General features: G+C 54.7%; 18 protein-coding genes and 1 pseudogene. 9 read left to right on the plus strand and 10 right to left on the minus strand.

Annotation, left to right across the window (positions count from 1 at the left end; all coding sequences use genetic code 11):
* Positions 1 to 162, minus strand: a pseudogene (locus AC222A_RS06570) (NADP-dependent isocitrate dehydrogenase); the annotation flags it as partial.
* Positions 163 to 266: 104 nt separating this feature from the next.
* Here AC222A_RS06570 and AC222A_RS06575 point away from each other — a divergent pair.
* The 7 genes from AC222A_RS06575 to AC222A_RS06605 all read left to right on the plus strand — a co-directional run bounded on the left by AC222A_RS06575 (position 267) and on the right by AC222A_RS06605 (position 6,574).
* Positions 267 to 860 (plus strand): pseudouridine synthase, encoded by a 594-nt coding sequence (locus AC222A_RS06575; protein WP_372765305.1) that lies wholly within the window; start codon positions 267 to 269, stop codon positions 858 to 860.
* 36 nt (positions 861 to 896) lie between these two features.
* Complete coding sequence (locus AC222A_RS06580; RefSeq protein WP_486774771.1) at positions 897 to 1,346, plus strand: NUDIX hydrolase; 450 nt, start codon at positions 897 to 899, stop codon at positions 1,344 to 1,346.
* On the plus strand, positions 1,343 to 2,437 hold the full coding sequence (gene mnmA / locus AC222A_RS06585; protein ID WP_372750517.1) for a tRNA 2-thiouridine(34) synthase MnmA: 1,095 nt from the start codon (positions 1,343 to 1,345) through the stop codon (positions 2,435 to 2,437). Before AC222A_RS06580 ends, mnmA begins: the two co-directional genes overlap by 4 nt.
* A complete protein-coding gene (gene hflD, locus AC222A_RS06590) occupies positions 2,434 to 3,081 on the plus strand; it encodes a high frequency lysogenization protein HflD (protein ID WP_372797077.1) in 648 nt (215 codons plus the stop codon). The genes mnmA and hflD overlap by 4 nt, the downstream gene beginning before the upstream one ends.
* A gap of 82 nt (positions 3,082 to 3,163) precedes the next feature.
* Positions 3,164 to 4,528, plus strand: coding sequence for an adenylosuccinate lyase (gene purB, locus AC222A_RS06595; RefSeq protein ID WP_372810294.1), 1,365 nt, complete (start codon positions 3,164 to 3,166; stop codon positions 4,526 to 4,528).
* Between the two features lie 11 nt (positions 4,529 to 4,539).
* Positions 4,540 to 5,655: a cupin domain-containing protein gene (locus AC222A_RS06600; RefSeq protein WP_372758833.1), complete on the plus strand. Its 1,116-nt coding sequence runs from the start codon at positions 4,540 to 4,542 to the stop codon at positions 5,653 to 5,655.
* A 10-nt stretch (positions 5,656 to 5,665) separates the two neighbouring features.
* The gene (locus tag AC222A_RS06605) at positions 5,666 to 6,574 is read left to right on the plus strand and encodes a GNAT family N-acetyltransferase (RefSeq protein WP_486774772.1); all 909 of its coding nucleotides are present in this window, start codon (positions 5,666 to 5,668) and stop codon (positions 6,572 to 6,574) included.
* Here the strand turns inward: AC222A_RS06605 and AC222A_RS06610 are convergent, their stop codons facing one another.
* The 4 genes from AC222A_RS06610 to ppsA all read right to left on the minus strand — a co-directional run bounded on the left by AC222A_RS06610 (position 6,575) and on the right by ppsA (position 11,956).
* Positions 6,575 to 7,558, minus strand: a complete 984-nt coding sequence (locus tag AC222A_RS06610) for a D-Ala-D-Ala carboxypeptidase family metallohydrolase (protein ID WP_486774773.1) — start codon at positions 7,556 to 7,558, stop codon at positions 6,575 to 6,577.
* On the minus strand, positions 7,515 to 9,041 hold the full coding sequence (locus AC222A_RS06615; RefSeq protein WP_372758836.1) for a L,D-transpeptidase family protein: 1,527 nt from the start codon (positions 9,039 to 9,041) through the stop codon (positions 7,515 to 7,517). The genes AC222A_RS06610 and AC222A_RS06615 overlap by 44 nt, the downstream gene beginning before the upstream one ends.
* A 125-nt stretch (positions 9,042 to 9,166) precedes the next feature.
* Positions 9,167 to 9,478 carry a Rieske (2Fe-2S) protein gene (locus AC222A_RS06620; RefSeq protein ID WP_372749265.1) on the minus strand — a complete coding sequence of 104 codons (312 nt, stop codon included), beginning with the start codon at positions 9,476 to 9,478 and terminating at the stop codon, positions 9,167 to 9,169.
* 96 nt (positions 9,479 to 9,574) lie between these two features.
* On the minus strand, positions 9,575 to 11,956 hold the full coding sequence (ppsA, locus tag AC222A_RS06625) for a phosphoenolpyruvate synthase (RefSeq protein WP_372764940.1): 2,382 nt from the start codon (positions 11,954 to 11,956) through the stop codon (positions 9,575 to 9,577).
* A gap of 94 nt (positions 11,957 to 12,050) precedes the next feature.
* Here ppsA and ppsR point away from each other — a divergent pair, with 94 nt between their 5' ends.
* Both ppsR and AC222A_RS06635 read left to right on the plus strand, forming a co-directional pair.
* Entirely contained in the window at positions 12,051 to 12,881 is an 831-nt protein-coding gene (gene ppsR / locus AC222A_RS06630; protein ID WP_372749263.1) for a posphoenolpyruvate synthetase regulatory kinase/phosphorylase PpsR, read from the plus strand.
* A complete protein-coding gene (locus AC222A_RS06635; RefSeq protein ID WP_372749262.1) occupies positions 12,881 to 14,035 on the plus strand; it encodes a patatin-like phospholipase family protein in 1,155 nt (384 codons plus the stop codon). The genes ppsR and AC222A_RS06635 overlap by 1 nt, the downstream gene beginning before the upstream one ends.
* A 59-nt stretch (positions 14,036 to 14,094) precedes the next feature.
* Here AC222A_RS06635 and AC222A_RS06640 read toward each other — a convergent pair whose 3' ends face one another.
* The 5 genes from AC222A_RS06640 to AC222A_RS06660 all read right to left on the minus strand — a co-directional run bounded on the left by AC222A_RS06640 (position 14,095) and on the right by AC222A_RS06660 (position 21,290).
* Positions 14,095 to 14,556, minus strand: coding sequence for a YiiD C-terminal domain-containing protein (locus tag AC222A_RS06640; protein ID WP_372783519.1), 462 nt, complete (start codon positions 14,554 to 14,556; stop codon positions 14,095 to 14,097).
* Positions 14,557 to 14,558: 2 nt separating this feature from the next.
* Positions 14,559 to 15,524, minus strand: coding sequence for a methylmalonyl Co-A mutase-associated GTPase MeaB (meaB, locus tag AC222A_RS06645; RefSeq protein ID WP_372748351.1), 966 nt, complete (start codon positions 15,522 to 15,524; stop codon positions 14,559 to 14,561).
* A 197-nt stretch (positions 15,525 to 15,721) separates the two neighbouring features.
* Positions 15,722 to 17,887, minus strand: a complete 2,166-nt coding sequence (gene scpA, locus AC222A_RS06650) for a methylmalonyl-CoA mutase (protein ID WP_372748352.1) — start codon at positions 17,885 to 17,887, stop codon at positions 15,722 to 15,724.
* A gap of 41 nt (positions 17,888 to 17,928) precedes the next feature.
* Positions 17,929 to 18,339: a methylmalonyl-CoA epimerase gene (gene mce, locus AC222A_RS06655; RefSeq protein ID WP_372748353.1), complete on the minus strand. Its 411-nt coding sequence runs from the start codon at positions 18,337 to 18,339 to the stop codon at positions 17,929 to 17,931.
* Between the two features lie 107 nt (positions 18,340 to 18,446).
* Positions 18,447 to 21,290, minus strand: coding sequence for an ATP-binding protein (locus AC222A_RS06660; protein ID WP_372758374.1), 2,844 nt, complete (start codon positions 21,288 to 21,290; stop codon positions 18,447 to 18,449).
* Positions 21,291 to 21,300: the final 10 nt, after the last annotated feature.

Below are 21,300 nucleotides of genomic sequence, written 5' to 3' on the forward strand. Positions count from 1 at the left end.
CGCCGCATCGACAACATCGATCATGACCGGAGTGATATCGACACCGATGCCATCTCCTTCGATAAAAGGAATAATTGGCCGATCGGGGACGTTAAGGGAAAGATCCGCATTCACGGAAATTTTCTCACCCTCTGCAGGCACCTTGATGTGTTGGTATCCCATTCTTGACTCCATGGATTATCTGTTTTTCAGTGAGACCTTTCTTTGCCGGTAGGCAAAAGGCGACGTATCATAACAATTTATAGTGACTATTTCCTGTCTAATTAATGAGCACCCTCATTCTCTTAAACAAGCCCTTCCAGGTTCTGTGCCAATTTCGCGCAAAAGACGGGCGAAAAACCCTGGCTGACTATGTCCGCGTCCCCGGCGTTTACCCGGCGGGCCGCCTCGACTACGACTCCGAGGGCCTGCTTATTCTGACAGATGATGGCCAACTACAGGCACAGATTAGCCATCCCAGACACAAATTACCAAAAACCTACTGGGTGCAGGTAGAGGGTGAGGTTAGTGACGAGGCCTTAGACCTGCTGCGTGCCGGCGTTAGTCTGAAAGACGGCCCTACCCTGCCCTGCAAGGCCCGCCGCATTGAAACGCCGCAACTGTGGCCCCGCAATCCCCCCATTCGCGAACGCGCAGCCATACCCACTTGCTGGCTGGAGCTGGAAATCACCGAGGGTCGCAATCGGCAAGTACGGCGCATGACTGCCGCCGTCGGCTTCCCTACGCTTCGACTGGTGCGCATTGCCATTGGCAACTGGCGGCTTGATAATCTGGCGCCCGGCGAATACCGCACCGAGCGAGTCCACGCGCCGCAGCGTGCGCGGCGACGCCCTACATCCTCTCGCCGTAAGCGCGTATAATCGCGCCCTTCTTTGACTATGGCACCTCAGTAACCGATGAGTGATATCCGCCCCTGGCATGCCCATGTGACCGTCGCAACGGTAATCGAGCGAGACGGCCGCTTTCTCGTGGTCGAGGAACAGGCCGAGGGCCGACGCGTGATCAATCAACCCGCAGGTCATCTGGAACCCGATGAAAGCCTGGTAGAGGCTGCACGGCGCGAAGTACTTGAGGAAACCGGTTATGAAGCGAAAATAGATGGCGTCGTGGGTACCACGCTGTATAAAGCAGCCAATGGCGTCACCTACTACCGCACAAGTTTCTTCGGTTCGGCGATACGGCAGGTACCAGATGCCACCCTTGACGAGGGCATCATCCAAACACTGTGGTTAAGCCGTAACCAACTGCAAGCCCGTGCCGGCGACCTGCGCAGCCATCTGGTGCTGGCAACAATTGATCAATACCTCGCTGGCCACCGCTACCCACTGGATCTGATTTACGGATGAGCACACCGAAAAAAGTCATCGTTGGCATGTCTGGAGGCGTCGACTCTTCTGTCACCGCCCTACTCCTGCTCGAACAGGGGTATCAGGTTGAAGGCCTGTTCATGAAGAACTGGGAAGAGGACGACGGCACCGAATACTGCACTGCGAAAGAAGATTACGCCGACGCGCAAGCCGTATGCGACCGCATAGGTATCACCCTGCACGGTGCTAACTTCGCCGCGGAATACTGGGACAACGTGTTTGAACACTTTCTCGACGAGTACAGGGCCGGCCGCACCCCCAATCCGGACATTCTTTGTAACCGCGAAATCAAATTTAAGGCCTTTCTCGATTACGCATTAATGCTGGGGGCTGACCTGATCGCTACGGGTCACTACGCCCGCCGAGATGCCGAAGGTCGGCTGCTCAAGGGCCTCGACAACAACAAGGATCAAAGCTATTTCCTGCATGCAGTCAGCAGCCGAGAATTTGCAAAAACCCTGTTTCCCGTTGGCGAGCTGGACAAAAAAGATGTTCGGACTATCGCCGAACAGCACGACCTTATTACCCACAATAAGAAAGACAGTACCGGCATTTGTTTTATCGGCGAGCGCCGATTCAAGGATTTCCTGCAGACCTACCTGCCAGCACAACCAGGCGATATTGAAGATTTGGAAGGCCGTAAAATCGGCACCCACAATGGTTTGATGTACCACACTATCGGCCAGCGCCAGGGGCTTGGTATTGGCGGTGTCGCCTGGGCCAGCGATGCTCCCTGGTATGTGGTCGACAAGGATCTGACCCGCAATGTTTTGCGTGTCACACAAGGCAGCAACCACCCCGCGCTGTTCAAGTCTGCACTGGAAACAGCCGCGCCCCACTGGATAGCCGATATCCCGGAGCTGCCCTTGCGCTGCACTGCCAAAACCCGTTATCGGCAACCAGACCAAGCCTGCACCGTCTACGCTAAAAACGCTGGGCTTGAAGTGCATTTCGACGAACCGCAACGCGCGATTACACCAGGACAATCAGTCGTATTTTACCAAGGCGAAGTTTGTCTGGGTGGCACGGTGATCGAACGCGCATTCAATCCGGCGGAGAAAGTCGCATGAGCCAGACGCAAACAGATCAGGCATTGCGAGACCAGGTGTTGGCACTGGCCGGCATTTGCCAGAGTGTTGCTCTGGTGGATTCCATTGCCAGAACCGGTAACGCCGAGCCAGAAGCTTTTGAAGCCTGCCTGAAAAGTCTGTTCTCTTTTTCATCCCAGTCGCCGATTGAAGCCTACGGCTCGGTGGCCTCACTAGAACTTGGCCTGCGCAAATTACACGATCTACTCACCGGTACTCGCAGTGTCAGCGATCGTGAACTAGTGCGCTATATCATTGGTATTACGCACCTGCAGAAACAGCTTGAGAAAACGCCCGAGGCCGCTGCCATCATTCGCTCCAGGCTTGACCACACTGAAAGGGGGCAGCTTCTAAGCGACAAGAATATCAATGAGTTAGCGTCGCCTATTGCAGGAATCTATAAAGATACTGTCAGCAACTTCAAGTTCCGCCTGAAAATAAATGGGAGCGCACAACAGCTGCAAAATGCACACAATGCTGACCGGATCCGGGCACTGTTGCTGGCGGGGATACGCGGTGCGTATCTCTGGAAACAGCTCGGCGGACGGCGCCGCCACTTCCTGTTTGCGAAGAACCGTATTGTGCGCACTGTGCGTGAGATTCTGCAGCGCGAGATCCCGCATTAAACCGGCCGCCAAACCTGACGTGCGCCCCGCACTAGGGTAGAATTGCCGCCTTTCCGTACCCCCGCACAGCAAGGAAGATTTCATGGACTTGACGGCACTTTCCGCCATTTCTCCCATTGATGGCCGCTACGGCAGTAAAACCGCCGACCTGCGACCCATTTTCAGTGAATACGGCCTAATCAAATACCGGGTTGAAGTAGAGGTTCGCTGGCTGCAACAACTGGCAAACCACCCCGGCATTCCCGAGCTGAAACCGTTCAGTAGCGACGCAAATGCCCTGCTGGAGACACTGGTCAGCGGCTTTACCGAAGACCACGCGCAGCGCGTAAAGGACATTGAACGCACCACCAATCACGATGTGAAAGCGGTGGAATATTTAATTAAAGAGACTATTGCCGACAATGCCGAACTGGCCAGTGGCGGCGAGTTTGTCCACTTTGCCTGCACCTCAGAAGACATAAACAACCTGTCCCATGCGTTGATGTTAAAAACTGGGCGGGAATACCTGGTCAACAAGGCCCAAACTATCATCGATCAACTGGTCACACTGGCGCACAACCTGGCCGATGTACCCATGCTGTCGCGCACCCACGGCCAGTCTGCCAGCCCGACCACCATGGGCAAGGAAATTGCCAATGTTGTGGCTCGCCTGCGGCGCCAGCTGGAGACCATCAAGCAGGTTGAACTGCTGGGCAAAATCAACGGTGCGGTGGGCAACTACAATGCCCACCTCTCAGCCTATGCCGAGGTGGATTGGGAGGCAAATGCCAAGAGCTTTGTTGAATCTCTCGGGCTGACCTGGAACCCCTACACCACCCAGATCGAACCCCACGATTATATTGCCGAGCTGTTTGATGCGATCGCGCGCTTCAATACCATCCTGATAGATTTTGACCGCGATATCTGGGGCTATATTTCCCTTGGTTACTTCAAACAGAAAACGGTAGAGGGTGAAGTCGGTTCGTCTACCATGCCGCATAAAGTTAACCCCATCGATTTTGAGAACTCGGAAGGCAACCTGGGCATTGCCAACGCCATTTTTGGCCACCTGTCGGCGAAACTTCCAATATCCCGCTGGCAGCGTGATCTGACCGACTCTACGGTACTGCGCAACATGGGTGTTGGCATGGCGTATAGCCTAATCGCCTATGAAGCCAGCCTGAAAGGCATTGGCAAGCTGCAAATCAATACCGCACGAATCAGCGAGGACCTCGATGCAGCCTGGGAAGTATTGGCCGAGCCAATTCAGACAGTCATGCGACGCTACAATGTTGAGCAGGCCTATGAAAAACTCAAGGCATTGACCCGAGGCCACAGCATCAACCAGCAGGCGATCAGGGAATTTGTTGAAACACTCGACATTCCCGACAGCGCAAAGGCAGAGCTGCAGGCACTGACCCCCGCCGCCTATATTGGCAATGCGGCCGAGCAAGCGCGGCGCGTTTAAGAGTAACTACAATGGCCCTGGCGGGATTCGACAGCGCGCAGTTCCTGCGCGACTACTGGCAACGCGAACCCTTGCTAATTCAGCAGGGGTTGCCTGATTACCAATGTCCGATAGATGGCGATGATCTGGCTGGCCTGGCCTGCGAAGCCGAAGTGGAATCTCGTCTTATAGCTGGCAAAGACAAGCGCTGGCAGCTTCGCAATGGGCCAATGGAGGCGTCGGTGTTTTCCGAATTGCCGTCCACACATTGGACCTTGTTGGTACAGCGTGTTGATCAGTGGTTTGAAGAGATCACCGCCCTGCTACGCCACTTCGACTTTTTACCGCAATGGCGAATTGAAGACATCATGGCGAGTTACGCGGTCACCGGCGGTGGCGTCGGCCCTCATTTTGATCGCTACGATGTCTTTCTCATTCAAGGCAGTGGTCAGCGCGAATGGCGCATTGGCCAGCGGTGCGACGAAAGCGATGTCGTACTCGACAGCCAGCCGCTGCGCTTGCTCGACGAATTTCACGAGCAGGCCCGCTATGTTCTCAATCCTGGCGACATCCTCTATATTCCACCGGGTGTCGCACACTGGGGCACCGCACTGGATGATCAATGTATAACGCTGTCGGTCGGCTTTCGAGCGCCCTCACTAAGCCAGATTCTGGAGCGCTGGTGGGAAACCCTCAGCGCGGACCTCACCGAAGATTTACGCTACCGGGACACCGCAGCGACACTGGCATCCGGGCAAACGCTGGATCGTCGGCATATCGATCATTTACAGTCCTTGTTGCACGATGCCCTCAGTGATAAAACCAGCCTGATAGCCAGCTTTGGAGAACTTGTCACCGAGGCAGACGATGAAACACTGCCCCACCCCGAGCCACGCGCAGTTCCCGCCAAAGGTGTTTGTCGAAGCCTGGATTCACGCATAACCCTGTATATCGACTCGCCATTTTCATTGCTTTTTGCCAACGGTATGAGCATGGAGATAGCCCCTGAAGCCGTCGAGTTACTCACGGATGTGTGCCAGTTGATTCCCGGAGACCTTCTCCCTGATACACTATGGGTTGCGCTGCAGAAAATATCGCCGCAAGCGGCCAGTTTTTTGCTTTCCACACGCGCGCTGACAGCAGAGTAGCGAACGCAGTATGAACGTAATAGAAGCCAGCTGGGCTCAGGATCAGGCACAGCTCCACGCCATTCGGCGCGAAGTATTTGTTCAGGAACAGGGCGTACCCGAAGACCTTGAATGGGATGGCGAGGACGACCGCGCCCATCACTGGCTGGCAACTGATAATGGCGAGCCGGTGGGCACCGTGCGCATGCTGCGCGACGGCCACATCGGACGCATGGCAGTTCGCAAACCCTATCGCTCTAAAGGCGTCGGCAAAGATCTGCTTTTGCGTGTTATTCGCCATGCAAAGCTGCAAAACCTGCGTGAAGTCTGGCTCAACGCCCAGCTCAGTGCAGTTGGTTTCTATGAGCAATTTGGTTTTGTAACCTACGGGCCGGAATTTATGGATGCCGGCATTGCCCACAGGTCAATGCGCCTGACGCTCCGCCAGGATTTCATTCTCGGTAAGGACAGTGGCAAGCACGCAGTCACCGATCTGGAGCACACCGTCGCATCCATGGTGTCGCAGTGTCGCCGCCAGTTGCGGATATTCAGCGAATCTCTCGACCCATCGGTTTACGACAACGATACCGTGCGCTCCGCGCTTTCCGAACTCGCCCGGCTGCATAAGACCACCGAGATTCGTATTCTGGTATTACGTCCGGACCAACTTACTGGCCGAGGCCATCGACTGCTCGAACTGCAACAGCGGCTGAATACTTCTATTTTGCTGCGCGCCCTGCCAGAAGATCAGGCGGGTCAAGCGGAGGAAGAGTTTCTGGTGGCAGATAACGCGGGGTTGATAGTTTCCAAACGAAATGAGCCCAATGCTCACTGGGCCGATTTCAGTAACCGGCCCAGCGCGCTTAACTATATCCTGCAGTTCGACATGCTCTGGAACCTGGCGCAGGAAGACCCTCGCCTGCGCCGACTCAGCCTGTAACTAGCGGCGTCCCCAGCGAGCGCGCTGCCCGCGGACGTCGACATGTACGAACGGTCCATGGCTGGCGGTGCTACCATACTCACCAATACCGCCTTTAAACCATTCTGATTCCTTACTGAGCCCTTCGACCAGCGAATACAGGTAGCCCGCATCCTTCCGGTCTATCTTGCCATCGCGGTTTACATCATCCATGCGCCCGTCTTTCGGTGACATGTCCACATACCAGTCGGCAGCACCACCATATATATGGCGCGAATTTTTCGAATTACCAATGCTCGCATTGTAGTGCGGCGTGCGATAACCGCTCATGATAAACAGCGTATCTGCCGTTACCCCGCGCTCATTGATTTTTCGCAAAATAGTTTCGAGTTTGAGCAGCAGCTCGGGCCGAAACAACATGAACTCCTTACCGTTCACCGCTGCTTGCTTACACAGAAACTGACGCAGCGTAAAGTGTGGGGATAGCGGCGTATCCATCACTGCCGAGGTCACCTCGACCAGCCCGGATGGCGCTTCATAGGCGGCCAATCCGCGATAGGCCTGCTGGGGATACTGACCTATGCGATAGCCGTCGAGCTTATCGTCCCGGATGTCTGCGGTGGGCCGCAGCACAAAGATATTGAGCGTCATACGCTGCTGTTCAATGGCACGGGTCAGTTCCAGCGTCACCAGGCCACTGCGCTGCGGTGCTGTCCAGCGGTAGCGGGTTTCACTGTCTTTTACCAGCGTGCCCATCGCCGCGGTGGCGGCCGTAGCCTTGGGCACCTTGATAACCAGCTCTTCGCCCGGCATCGCGGTAACCGCCATCACTTTGTAGGGAACCTGCAGTCCACCTACCACCGCGGTAAAGCCCGCCTCACCCGAATCAAAGCCATAGGCTAGAGAATGTCTGGCTAGTAGCAGTAGGGCCGCACAAACTTTCCAGTAACGACCAGTAAAGCTACCGATTCTGGATAGCCGCCCAGATTTTGTCATCGCGCTCATAGATGTCCTCAATGAAACGGATATCACCCGTTTCGTCATTAACCACCACAGTCCAGTACAGCAAATGTACCGGGATGCGGTCTTTTAGCCTCACGCTGGTCTCCCTGCCTGAAGCAACTACATCCAGCACCTTGTCCTCGCTCCATCCCGGAGTCGCTTTAAGCACCCACGCGGCGAGGTCCATCGGGTCGCTCACCCGGATACAACCGGATGAAAAGTCCCGTCGAACCTTGGCGAACAGGTCCCGTGACGGGGTATCGTGCAAATAAACCTCATGCTGATTGGGAAACATGAATTTGACGCGGCCCAAGGCATTTTTTCCGCCTGGTTCCTGCCGAACACGATATGGAAAGCGCGCCGCCGGGATGGCTTTCCAGTCGACCGCATAGGGGTCAACCGACTGCCCCTGTGAGTCAAGGATGTGATAACCCAACTCCCGGATAATCTCAGGGGTCTTCTGAAATTTCGGTAACAGATCCTGCCGTGCCAGCTTGCGCGGCACTTCCCACCAGGGGTTTAGTACCAGATAGGACATATTGGCAGAAAATATTGGCGTCTGGCGGTAGGTACGACCGACTACAACGTCAAATATTTCTTTCACGTTTGTGCCTTCGTGCGCCTCCAGACGGTAGTCCGCGATGTTCACTCGGATATGGCGGTAGCCCATATCATCGGGAAGCCAGCGCCAGCGCTCAAGATTGACCTTGATCTTGTTTACCTTGTCCTGAGCCGACTGGTTTAGATTTTTCAGAGTAATCGGGCCGACGATACCGTCTGGCTCAAGGTTGGATCGCACCTGGAAAATTTTCACCGCGTGCACCAGCTCAGCATCGTAAAGCGTTGCCTCCTGCGGTGTGCCGTTATAATCACCACTGGCTCGCATGCGGGCGCGTAATGATGGCACCCAGGCGGCATGATGTCCCGGCTTGAGGAGACCACTGCCACGAACGGTAGGCCAGCCACCTTCCCCCGCGATTTTCTCAAAGTGAGCCAGCGCGTCACGCAGGCGCGCGTAGCGCGGCTGGGAGGGAGCCAGCTGATCCAGTGAAGCGGCCGGACTGACAGTATCAATAGTTTCCATCAGGTAGACCGGTAAATCTCGCTCACGCCCTTTTGCGGTCCAGGTGGGTTCCAGTGACACTGGATCGATACGCCCGCCAAGTAGGTGCCCCGCCAGTGTCAGGTAGGCGTCGGTGGCGTACACATCCCGTTCACTGGTATTGCCGGGCGAACTTAGCACGCCGAGATGGTAATCGGCCGGTTCAAGCCCGTGGCTTGCACTGCCGGCAATAGCCTGCAACAGGCTCTCCATGCGGGCAGCGTTCCAAATTGGCGCGGGCATCTTTTCATAAACCCGCGAAACACTGACGGGCGAGTGGAGACTACCGGCGCTGGTAAGTCGTTGAATGGTGTTTTTATAGTTTTCGGCATGGGCCAAGCCTATTAAAAATACACACAGCGCGGTGTATACGATGTTGCGCAAGACAACCTCCTTGAAACTTCGCCAGGCCGCCACAAAAGCGCGCCAGCGTATAGTGATTTAACCTAGTTGACGAGCAACCTTCTTCGGTAAAATTCCACTCGGCAAAAACGTAGGGACAATTACCACTATAACACTACACCTACTTCGCGCCCCTCTTCGACAAGTGGATAGCAGCGCAGGTTTTGGCAGGGCTCTTCGGTGCGCTCCAGAACGGCACCGGTGGCAAGATGGAATTGGTAGCGGTGATGGGGGCAGGTTATGGTATCGCCGAACACCGTGGCATCAATCAGACTATGCTCGCGGTGCGGGCAGTAGGCGTCGACGAGAAAGCGCTCTCCTTCCTCCTGAATAAGCAAAAGATGATACTCATCAATCTTGAAGGTTTTACGGTAACCGTCATGGAGATTGATAAGCTTTTCCAGCGCGTAATACCGCATCGTCCCTTTCCTTTTTTATAGTGACTGCGGCGGAATTTTGTCCCACTGTCGTCGCACAAGGCAGCGACAGTAGGACACGACGGGCTGGGGGAGGGATCAGGACTCGGCTTTAGGCAACTGTTCGCTGAGGAACATCCAGGTATCGAGTACTGAATCAGGGTTCAGCGAAACGCTGTCTATCCCCTGCTCTACTAGCCACAGTGCAAAGTCCGCGTGGTCTGACGGCCCCTGTCCGCAGATGCCTATATACTTGCCCTGCTTCTTGCACGCGTCAATAGCGTTTTTCAGCAACACTTTAACCGCATCATTGCGCTCGTCAAAGAGGTGCGCCACCAGTCCAGAATCGCGATCCAGGCCCAACGTAAGCTGGGTCAGATCGTTAGAGCCAATCGAGAAACCATCAAAGTGCTCAAGGAACTGGTCCGCCAACAAGGCATTGGCTGGCAGCTCACACATCATGATAACTTTCAGGCCATTCTCGCCGCGCTTGAGCCCATTTTCAGCCAACAGCTCCATAACCTGCTTGGCTTCACCCACCGTGCGCACAAAGGGCACCATGATTTCCACGTTGGTGAGGCCCATCTCGTCGCGCACTTTTTTCAGGGCGCGACACTCCAGGCGGAAACACTCGCGGAACGATTCTGAGATATAACGGCCGGCACCACGGAAACCCAACATCGGATTTTCTTCTTCTGGCTCGTACAGCGTGCCGCCAATCAGATGGGCGTATTCGTTGGATTTGAAATCCGACATCCGCACGATCACCCGCTCCGGATAGAAAGCACCGGCAATGGTTGCTATGCCTTCCACCAGCTTTTCAACGTAGAAGTCCACTGGCGAGGGGTAACCCGCAATCCGACGGCTGACGGCCTGCTGCACATCACGCGGCAACTCGTCGTAGTCCATCAGCGCCTTCGGGTGAACACCAATCATGCGATTGATGATAAATTCCAGCCGTGCCAGGCCGACGCCGGCGTTGGGATAAGCCTGAAAATCAAACGCACGGTCCGGGTTACCCACATTCATCATAATCTTGAAGGGCAGCTCCGGCATGGTATCGAGCTCATTGCGGCTGATGTCAAAATCCAGGCAGCCCTGGTAAACAAGACCCGTATCACCCTCGGCGCAGGAGACGGTAACCTCTTGCCCGCTTTTAAGCACTTGAGTTGCATCACCACAGCCAACCACCGCAGGAATGCCGAGTTCGCGTGCAATGATGGCCGCGTGACAGGTGCGCCCTCCGCGATTTGTGACAATCGCAGAGGCTCGCTTCATGATCGGCTCCCAATCGGGATCGGTCATATCTGTAACCAGAACATCGCCCTTTTGCACCTGGTCCATCTCAGAAAGATCGGCGATTACCCGCACCGGGCCACTGCCAATACGCTGCCCGATAGATCGTCCTTCGCAGACCACCTTGCCCTTTTCCTTGAGCAGGTAACGCTCCATCAGATTGGCGGATTCCTGGCTTTTGACGGTTTCCGGTCGAGCCTGAACAATGAACAGCTCGCCAGTGTCACCATCTTTGGCCCACTCGATGTCCATCGGACGCTGGTAGTGTTTTTCGATTATCAGCGCCTGTTGCGCCAGCGCCATCACCTCTTCATCCGTGATGCAGAAACGGTTGCGCTCGGCATCCTCGACATCAACAGTCTGCACAGATTTGCCCGCAGAGGCCTCGCTGCCATAAATCATCTTAATGGCTTTGGCACCCAGATTGCGGCGCAGGACGGCGTGTTTGCCGCCTTCAAGCAGCGCCTTATGCACATAAAATTCGTCGGGGTTCACTGACCCCTGCACTACGGTTTCACCCAGCCCATAGGACGCCGTAATGAATACAACCCCGTCAAAACCGGATTCGGTATCCATGCTGAACATGACGCCACTGGCGCCAATTTCGGAGCGCACCATGCGTTGAATACCCGCTGACAACGCCACATCCGCATGCTCAAAGCCTTTATGCACCCGGTATGCAATGGCGCGGTCGTTGTACAGCGATGCAAAGACCTCCTTGATCGCTACCTTAACGTTGTCCAAGCCGCGAATATTGAGGAAGGTTTCCTGCTGACCTGCGAAAGACGCATCTGGCAGGTCTTCAGCTGTTGCCGAGGAACGCACCGCCACCGCAATGTCGACGTTGCCCTCAGCCAATTCAGCGAAAGCCTCGTTTACGGCTGCATCAAGCTCGGCCGGAAACGGTGTATCAATGATCCACTGACGGATATCCTTGCCGGTTTCCAGCAGGGTTTTCACGTCATCGACATCGAGGCCTTCCAAGCGCTGTTTGATGCGCTCGTTCAGTCCGCTTTGCTGGAGAAAATCCCGATAGGCAGAGGCCGTGGTCGCAAAACCACCAGGCACTGAGACGCCAGCGCCTGAAAGCTCGCTGATCATTTCGCCCAGCGATGCGTTCTTGCCGCCCACACGATCGACGTCTGCCATGCCGAGTTCTTGAAACCAAAGTACGTATTCAGACAAAACGGGTTCCTCTAGTGCATAAGGTACGTGGTTAAAAGTTCGCGTATGATACTGGAATTCAGACAGAAATTCGCCCTGCAAGAGCCTCTTGATTGTGACAGAAAATAAAAAACGAACCGCCTTTTTCATCTCTGACAGCACGGGAATCACGGCTGAGGCCCTGGGATCGAGCCTGTTGGCCCAATTTGAGGGCCTTCAGTTTGAGCGGGTCATCCTGCCTTACATCGACACCGCCGCCAAAGCCCACTCCGCGGCCGAGAAAATCAATCGCGTGGCCGCCAGGGACGGCGTGGCGCCGATAATCTTCGATACCATTGTTAACTCAGAAGTTCGCGATATCATTAAAAATAGTGAAGGATTCACAGTCGACATCCTCTCAACCTTCCTTTCGCCGCTTGAGGATGCCCTGGGTATCAAGTCGTCATTTACCGTCGGCGGCGCACACAGCGTCACCAATGAAACCAACTACAAACACCGTATTGACGCGGTGAACTATGCGCTGGATAACGACGACGGTGCCAAGATTGATCGCTACAACCTGGCAGAACTGATTCTGGTCGGTGTATCACGCAGTGGCAAAACCCCAACCAGCCTCTACCTGGCATTGCAGACCGGTGTATTTGTCGCCAATTATCCGCTCACCGACGATGATCTGGACAACGGTCGCATTCCGAGGCCGCTGGCAGCTTATCGCAATAAACTGTATGGCTTGACCATTGACCCGGAACGACTGGCAATGATCCGTACCGAGCGCCGCGCCAATGCCCGCTATTCCACTCTGTCTCAATGTGAATATGAGGTACGCCAGGCCGAGGTGATGTTCAAGCGCTTTGGCATTCCGTATATTGATTCCACGCACGCTTCGATTGAAGAAATTGCGACCAGAATACTGGTAGATACTGGCTTGCGCGGACACAGCAAATAATGAAGCAAGAACTCAACGAATCCTCCCACGCTATTGGCCTGGTGCTTCCTGGCGGCGGTGCAAGGGCCGCCTACCAAGTGGGCGTTATCAAAGCTCTGGCGACACTGCACGGCGATCGCACCACCAATCCCTATCGGGTGCTTTGCGGCACGTCGGCGGGTGCCATCAACGCCGTCGCACTGGCCTCCCGTGCCAATGATTTTGTGGACGCCGCTCACTGGTTGGAATCGCTCTGGTCGCAACTGTCAACCGATCAGATCTACCGCTCGGACTTTCTGGGAGTTCTCAGAAATGCCTGGCGGCTACTGATTTCGCTGTTCAATGCCGGCGTCGCCGTGGGCCGGCCGGTGGGTCTGCTCGACAATACACCATTGCGTGAGCTGCTGAGGGAAAAACTGGATTTCGGTGCGATATCCCGCAATCTCGCCGATGGCCACCTTGACGCACTCAGCGTAACGGCGATGGACTACACCCAGGGTGTGTCGCTGAGCTTTTTCCAGGGCGGCCCTGAGCGCGCTGGATGGCAGCGTTGGCGCCGACAGGGCATCCCCACGCCGATTGATCTGTCACATGTAATGGCGTCTACCGCCATTCCCACTATTTTTCCTCCGGAAAAAATCAGCAAGCACTATTTTGGCGATGGCGCGCTGCGCCAGCTCACCCCTATCAGTCCAGCGCTGCACCTGGGTGCAGATAAAGTGCTGATTATCCCGGCGAACGGCCACCGTCGTGAATACAAACGATTGCCCAGAAAAATAACCTCTCCCGCCTTTGGGCAGATTATCGGCCACCTGCTAAACAGCGCCTTTGTGGACAGCATCGAAACCGATATCGAACGTCTTGAAAGGATCAATCAGTTGATTCGCTTGATGCCCCCGCAGGACTCTTTTACTGAACACCAGCTGCGGCCGATCGATGCCCTGGTCATATCGCCCTCGGAAGATATCGATGCACTGGCCGATGAATATGTCGACGGCCTGCCGCGCAGCATCAAAACCTTCTTCCGCAGTAGCGGCACTCGCTATAGCGGCGGCGTTAACGTTGCCAGTTATCTGCTATTTACCCACGAATTCAGCGAGCGGCTCATTCAACTGGGTTACAAGGACGGCATGGCCAACATTGAAGATTTGCGGCACTTTGTTTATGGGGAGTGAACCGGGAAGCTCGGGCAGGTTCCTGAAATTTTAGTACATCAGGCCGGCATGGCGCGCGATCAGAGATTCGGCGCCAGACCAATAATGGCGTACAAACCCTTAAAGCTGACCGCAGGCTTGCCGTCCTGCAACACTTGCGTGCGCAGCTCTATCTTAGACTTGCCGCGCTCGTCAAAGTGCTGAAAAAAAGCGTCCCACTCACTCTCTTCCAGGGCTATCGACGACGCTACGATATCGGTCGGCACCGGCGCGTGATATTCAATTTCACCTTTTGCCACCACAATATTCGGGTCTATGCCCGCTTCACGGCAACGCAGGTAAACCATGCCCCAGCCAGCCATAACCGCAACCACATAGAGGCTGCCACCAAAGGCGGTGTGCTTGTCATTAATACTCGGGCCAAGTGGTGCGCGCAGCGTCAGTGACTCGCTGTCATAATCAGCAACTTCTATTTCAAGCGCCCGTGCTGTCGGTAGATGGGCTTGGACAAACTCGGTGAGTTTGTGGGCAACGTCTTTCATTTCTAGCCCTTGAACAACAGGTCAATCAACGATTTGGCGGCCAGGTAGGGCGTGGTCTTGCCTTCCGTCACCTGACGATCGAGTACCGGCATCTGCTTTTTCACATCCGGATTCTGCTTCAGTTTCAGATCCAGCATTTCGTGCAGAAGTTTGTGCATCCATTCTTGTGCCTGGCGGGCACGTTTTTCATGAAATGCGTGATTCTTGATAGCATCGACCTGGTAGTCGGAGATCATGCCCCAGACTTCGTCGATGTTTTCCTTCTTTTGCGCCGAACAGGTTTTAACCTGTGGCGTCCAGAACGTAGTATGACGCAACAAATGCAGTGCATTTTGGTAATGACGCCGGGTTTGCTGCGCCATATGAATACTGTCGCCATCGGCCTTGTTAATTACCAGAGCATCAGCCAATTCCATGATTCCTTTCTTAATGCCCTGTAATTCGTCACCGGCGTTTGGCAGCATCAGCACCATAAAAAAATCGACCATACTGGCCACTTCATATTCAGACTGCCCTACCCCGACAGTTTCTACCAGAATCACGTCGTAGCCGGCCGCCTCGCAAAGCAGCATAGTCTCCCGGGTTTTCAGCGCCACCCCACCGAGCGCGCCTTCCGACGGCGACGGACGAATAAAGGCATTATCCATTCGCGACAGCTCTTCCATTCGGGTTTTATCCCCAAGGATGGAGCCCCCGGCAATGGGTGAGCTGGGGTCAACGGCAAGCACTGCCACTTTCTTGCCCTGCTCTATAACAGTTTGGCCAAAACTTTCAATAAAGGTCGATTTTCCAACACCGGGAATACCCGTAATACCGACACGAATACTGTTGCCGGTATACGGCAGAACGGCTTCAAGCAGCCGCTGGGCTTCTTCGCGGTGCTCTGGCCGCTTGCTTTCAACCAGCGTGATGGCCTTGGCGAGAGCCCGACGATTGCCTTGTCGGAGTTGGTCGATATCAATGGGCATGGGTTGTAGCTCTGCTTTGGTTTAGGTGGTTTCGGTTAGCAGGGGTCAGAGCAAATTCTGGGAGGCGAAAAAGTGGCCTGCCCCGTCCTCTGCCGCGTCGAGACCACTTACCTATGGACGGGCAGCACCGTTCGGGGTCGGAACCAATTTAACGCTGTCAGTTAAATTGGCTCTGCCCCCGCTACCGTTAAGCTAGCCTAACCCTTGTAGTTCGCGTTAATCGCATCCAGCACGTCACGCGCGGCCTTGGGTATCTGGGTACCCGGTCCAAAGATACCTTTTACACCGGCCTTGGTCAGGAAGTCATAATCCTGCTTGGGGATAACGCCACCGGCAACCACGATGATGTCGCCAGCGCCCTGCTTTTTAAGCTCCTCAATCAGGGCCGGCACCAGAGTTTTATGGCCCGCTGCCTGGGACGATACGCCAACGACGTGAACGTCGTTTTCGATGGCCTGCTTGGCGACTTCTTCAGGGGTTGAAAACATGGGCGAAAGGTCTATATCGAAACCCACATCGGCGAAAGCGGTTGCGATTACTTTGGCGCCGCGATCATGCCCGTCCTGCCCCATTTTGCAGACCAGCATGCGAGGCCGACGGCCGTGCTTCTCGGAAAACGCCTCGATATCGGCGGAAATTTCATTCCAGTTGTCGTCGTTCTGATAAGCGCTGCCGTACACTCCGGATACCGTTTGAGCCTGCGCATTGAAGCGACCAAATTCTCGCTCCATGGCAAAGGATATTTCGCCCACAGTAGCACGCACACGTGTGGCTTTCACAGCCAGGTCCAGCAGGTTGCCTTCACCGCTGACTGCGCACTGATAGATGGCCTCCAGTGCATCCTCAACGGCCTTTTCATCGCGGCTGGCGCGGATACGCTCAAGTGCCGCCACTTGAGATTTGCGAACCTTCTCGTTATCGATATCGAGAATATCCATATCGTCTTCAGTGTCGAGACGGTATTTATTCACACCCACAATCACGTCTTCGCCGCGGTCGATACGGGCCTGCTTGCGAGCCGCCGATTCTTCAATACGCAGTTTGGGCATGCCAGTCTCTATGGCTTTGGCCATGCCGCCTTTTTCTTCAACTTCCTGAATCAGCTCCCAGGCTTTCTCGGCGATATCATTTGTCAGCGATTCCATCATGTAGGAACCACCCCAAGGATCAACGACCTTGGTGATACCGGTTTCTTCCTGAATAATCAGCTGGGTATTTCGGGCAATACGGGCCGAAAATTCCGTCGGCAGTGCGATCGCCTCATCCAGTGCGTTGGTGTGTAGCGATTGGGTACCGCCAAACACGGCAGCCATTGCTTCAATAGTGGTACGCACCACGTTGTTGTATGGGTCCTGCTCGGTCAGCGACCAGCCGGAAGTTTGACTGTGAGTACGCAGCATTTTTGAGCGCGGGTTTTTGGGATTAAACTCACTGACAATGCGCGCCCACAGCAAACGTGCGGCACGCAACTTGGCAATTTCCATATAGAAGTTCATGCCAATGCCCCAGAAAAAGGACAGACGGCCCGCAAACTTGTCTATATCAAGTCCGGCAGCGAGTGCGGTGCGAATATACTCTTTGCCATCAGCCAGCGTGTAGGCCAGCTCAAGTGCCGCGTCAGCCCCGGCTTCCTGAATGTGGTAACCGGAAATGGAGATGGTATTGAACTTCGGCATATGATCCGACGCATAGGCAATAATGTCGCCAATGATTTTCATCGACGGCTGCGGCGGATAGATGTAAGTGTTACGCACCATGAATTCTTTGAGAATATCATTCTGGATGGTACCCGACAGCTGGTCCTGGCTGACGCCCTGCTCTTCCGCCGAAACTATATAGCCAGCCAACACCGGCAATACCGCGCCGTTCATGGTCATGGACACCGAGACCTTGTCGAGCGGAATGCCGTCGAACAACACTTTCATGTCTTCGACTGAGTCAATTGCAACACCCGCCTTACCCACATCACCCGTTACCCGAGGGTGATCCGAGTCATAGCCACGGTGGGTAGCCAGGTCAAAGGCAACCGACACACCCTGACCACCTGCCGCCAGAGCCTTGCGGTAAAACGCATTCGATTCTTCTGCTGTAGAGAAACCCGCGTACTGACGGATGGTCCACGGACGACCGGCATACATAGTAGGCTGCGGCCCGCGTATAAAGGGCTCCATACCCGGCATGGTATCGGTGTAGGGCAGCGCCTCGACGTCTTTCTTGCTGTACAGCGGGTTGACATCAATGCCTTCCGGCGTATGCCATACCAGATCATCCAGGCTTTTACCGCCCTTGCTCATCTGTTTGTTGGCCATCTCTTCCCAGGCGTCACGGGTCGCCTCGGGTGCTACGTAGTCTTTGTCTGCCATGTCTGTTTACCTGCGGTCGTATCTGTCAGTGTGAGCGTGCGTTAGTGATCGTCACCGGGCTGGTTTATCTCTACCAGCACGCCGTCGCAGCTTTTCGGATGTATAAAAATGACTTTGGAATTGTGAGCACCCGGGCTGGGGGCATCGGACAGGAATTGGTAGCCCTTGGCTTTCAAGCGCGCAACATCTTCTTCAATGTTATCGCTGCGAAAGCAGATGTGATGCAAGCCGCCGGGCTTCTTTTCCAGATATTTGGCAATGGGGCCTTCACCATTCAAGGGGTGAACCAGCTCAATACTGGTAGCCGGTACCGGAAAAAATGCGGTGGACGTTTTGGCATCCAGCACGTCTTCCGTCCCTTCAAAATTCAGTTGGAAATCTTCCTTGAAACGCGCAATTGCCTTTTCCAGCTCGGGAACGGCGATGGCGATATGGTCAAGTGCAGTGATCATAAGGAATTACCTGTCAGCGTAAATCGATGGGGTTGAGCGCATTTGCGCCGAAACAGTGCGAGATGTTCCGGCCAGATACCTGAAAACAGGCACCTGGCCGGCTCGAATCACACGATCGCTTTCAGAAAATCAGCCGTTTTGGCCTTGCGGCGTTCCGCAATTTCTTCGGGCGTTTCAATCACGATTTTCTCATCCGGTGTGACTTTGAAGACTGGCTGGCCTTTCTTGATGATCACACCGTCGCCATCGATCAGACATTTGTCTACGGTTCCGGAGAACGGTGCTACAACCTTATTGAACATCTTCATAACTTCAACAATGTAAAGCACATCGCCGGCTTCGAAGTGATCGCCCTCGTTAACAAACACATCCATGCCGGGCGCTTCACGGGGATAGAACATACCACCGCTGGCCGCGAGTATTTCGTCTGATTTCGCCGCTGGCGGCGGCACGAGCACCTTCGCCATGCGATCCTGCAGTTCTTTCTCGGTCAGCCGATCCGGAATAGTAATGCTCAGGTCCGCATTCACTTTCAGATCATAGAATCGGGTTTTGCCTGCGATATAGGCCAATACGGCCAGCAGTTCGGTACCCGCCTGATAACCCGCGTGCGCCTGCTGTGCCTGGGTCCACTGCTTTTTGGTGATGCCTTTAGGCGCTTTGTCAGCTGACAGCGCTTTATCAAGCTCAGCAAAGTCTTCAGTACCCAATTTCTCTTTCAGCGTCTGATAAAAGCTCAGCGCCGCCTGCAGTACATCGTTGTCATGATCCCAGATCATATGACGCGCAGGCTTGCCGGCTTCGTAATTCATGTTCAGGAAGTGGTAGAGCTCGCCCAATAGCTCGATGGGATTGACCGACCAAGTGACGGTCTTCTTGCTGATCTTAACCACATCTTTGTGAACACTCAGCCAGCCCGCCATAAAATGCGGCTCGGCGAACAGTCTCTCCAGCGGACGGGTAATCAGCAGCTGCTTCATATCCAGTGCTGCGGCCCAGTCTTTCGCGGTCTTGGCGTCGGCTTCCGCAAGATACTTTTTCTTGATCTGGCCGTAGGCAAAATCGAGATCAACTTGTGACGCTGCTTCTTTCAGCTCACCCACAGCGGTCAGGTACGGCACGATAAAGCGAGTACTGGGTCTGGCGTTGATGCCATTGCCAAGAAACCAGTACACGAGGCCATAATGAAACTGCAGGTTGGTCGCCAGATCCTTGCCCCGCAGCTCAGTGCGACGCAAGATTTCCGCCAGCTTGGTGTAGCTATCCAGACGGTTCTGGCCTGTCGTCAGCAGCAGGGCGATGTTGGAGTCGTAGGCACCGGCCAGGTGGTATTTCATGAACACATCCGTATCCGGGTTGTGCAAGGAAATACCCTGATCGTCACGGATCTCGCCTTCAAGCGCGTCGGACCAGTACTCGATAATGCCACCCGCATGAGGCTGCAGGGCCTGGTTGGTGGCGTTCATACGCGCTTCAACCGATGCAGGTTCACGCACGATACGCTCGGGCTTAGGCAGTCGCTTGCCGTGACGGGCCAGCAGCGCCATCACCTCGACCAGGCTCTCGGCGATAAAGAAATCGTTCGGATCATCGGGATTGGTGAACTTGAGCTTGTAGCAAAGCTCGGTAACGCGGTGCTCTACCTGAATTCGGGTGTTCATCTCCATGAAATAATGCGATTCACCGTCGACGATACACTCGAAGGTTCCCACCGAATCCAGCTTCACCGCTTCGCCAAAGACAGCCCCTTCTTCCTCCATACGCTGCAGGATTTCTAGGTCTTTCTTTAGCTGGGCTAGTTCGGCTTTTCGCCCAGCCGCCTTGGCTTCCTCTATGGCGGCTTCCAGCTCCTCAACAGTAACCGAGACTTCGAGCAGCTTTTGTTCATGCATTTGCAATGAGCAGTCGCGACCACCCATGGTCATGCACCACTCGCCATTGCCCACCACCTGGATCTCCTGGTGTCGGGTTGTTTCTATATTCATTTCGATAAGGACGTTTTTGTTATCGCCCACACCGTTGGTTTTGAGCTCGATCAAGCACTCCAGTACCAGTGAAGGTACTTTAGCCGCGGCTTGCTCGACACGCTCTTCAAGGCTCTTACCTTTGTAAGAGTTGGCAGACTGCAGGATACGTTGCCCCTTGCCGCCACCACCGGCAATGGCCTTCAGACGGAAGCGGTTATTAGGCTTCTCCGTCAGCATGCGTTTGGCTTCCTGCTTCAGTGCTTCACCGATATCCTTGGCGTCGATGATATCGATGCCCGCATCGTAGGAAGCAGCCAGCAGCGCCAACGCTTTCTCTTCGTCATCCTTGCACTTGCCAAAATCAACTTTCAGCTTGTGGTCTTTAGCGCATTTCTCGAGACCGTTTTTCCCGTATTTCGCAAACAGTGCCAGACTGGTGGCATTGTTTACACCGGGTGTAACTGACACACCGGTTTCCAGTGCAGTGCGCTTGGCCTGGTCTTTCATGCCCGCCGCTTTCTGGGTGTAGGAACAGGGGCCGATGAAGTTCAGGCCGGCCTTTTCCATAGCCTCAACCATTTCCGCGTCTTCTGACATAAAGCCGTAACCCGCAAATATCGAGTTATAGCCATTGTCTTTGGCGATGCGAACGATCTGCTGAATGCGTTTGGTGCGCTCCTCTTTATTGGCACCCGTGTAATCGGGTACGCGGTGAACGCGATCAGGGTCCGTCAAGCTACGCAATTCCGGCGCCAGCGCGTTGGTGTAGGTGATAGAGTCTTTCTCGGACAGCAGAATGCCATAACCGTTAATACCCATTTCATCGAACACGTCCATCGCTTCTTTGCGAATCGGGCCACGACAGATAATCAGCGGTTTCAGATCTTCACAGGAAAAGCTGCGCACCCACTCAGAGGATGCATTGGACAGTTTGCGATCCTTATGGATCAGCGGGTTGTTCAGATAGTAGTTGTTGCTTTGCACGAGTGTGTTC

The sequence above is a fragment of the Litorivivens sp. genome, assembly GCF_057445395.1.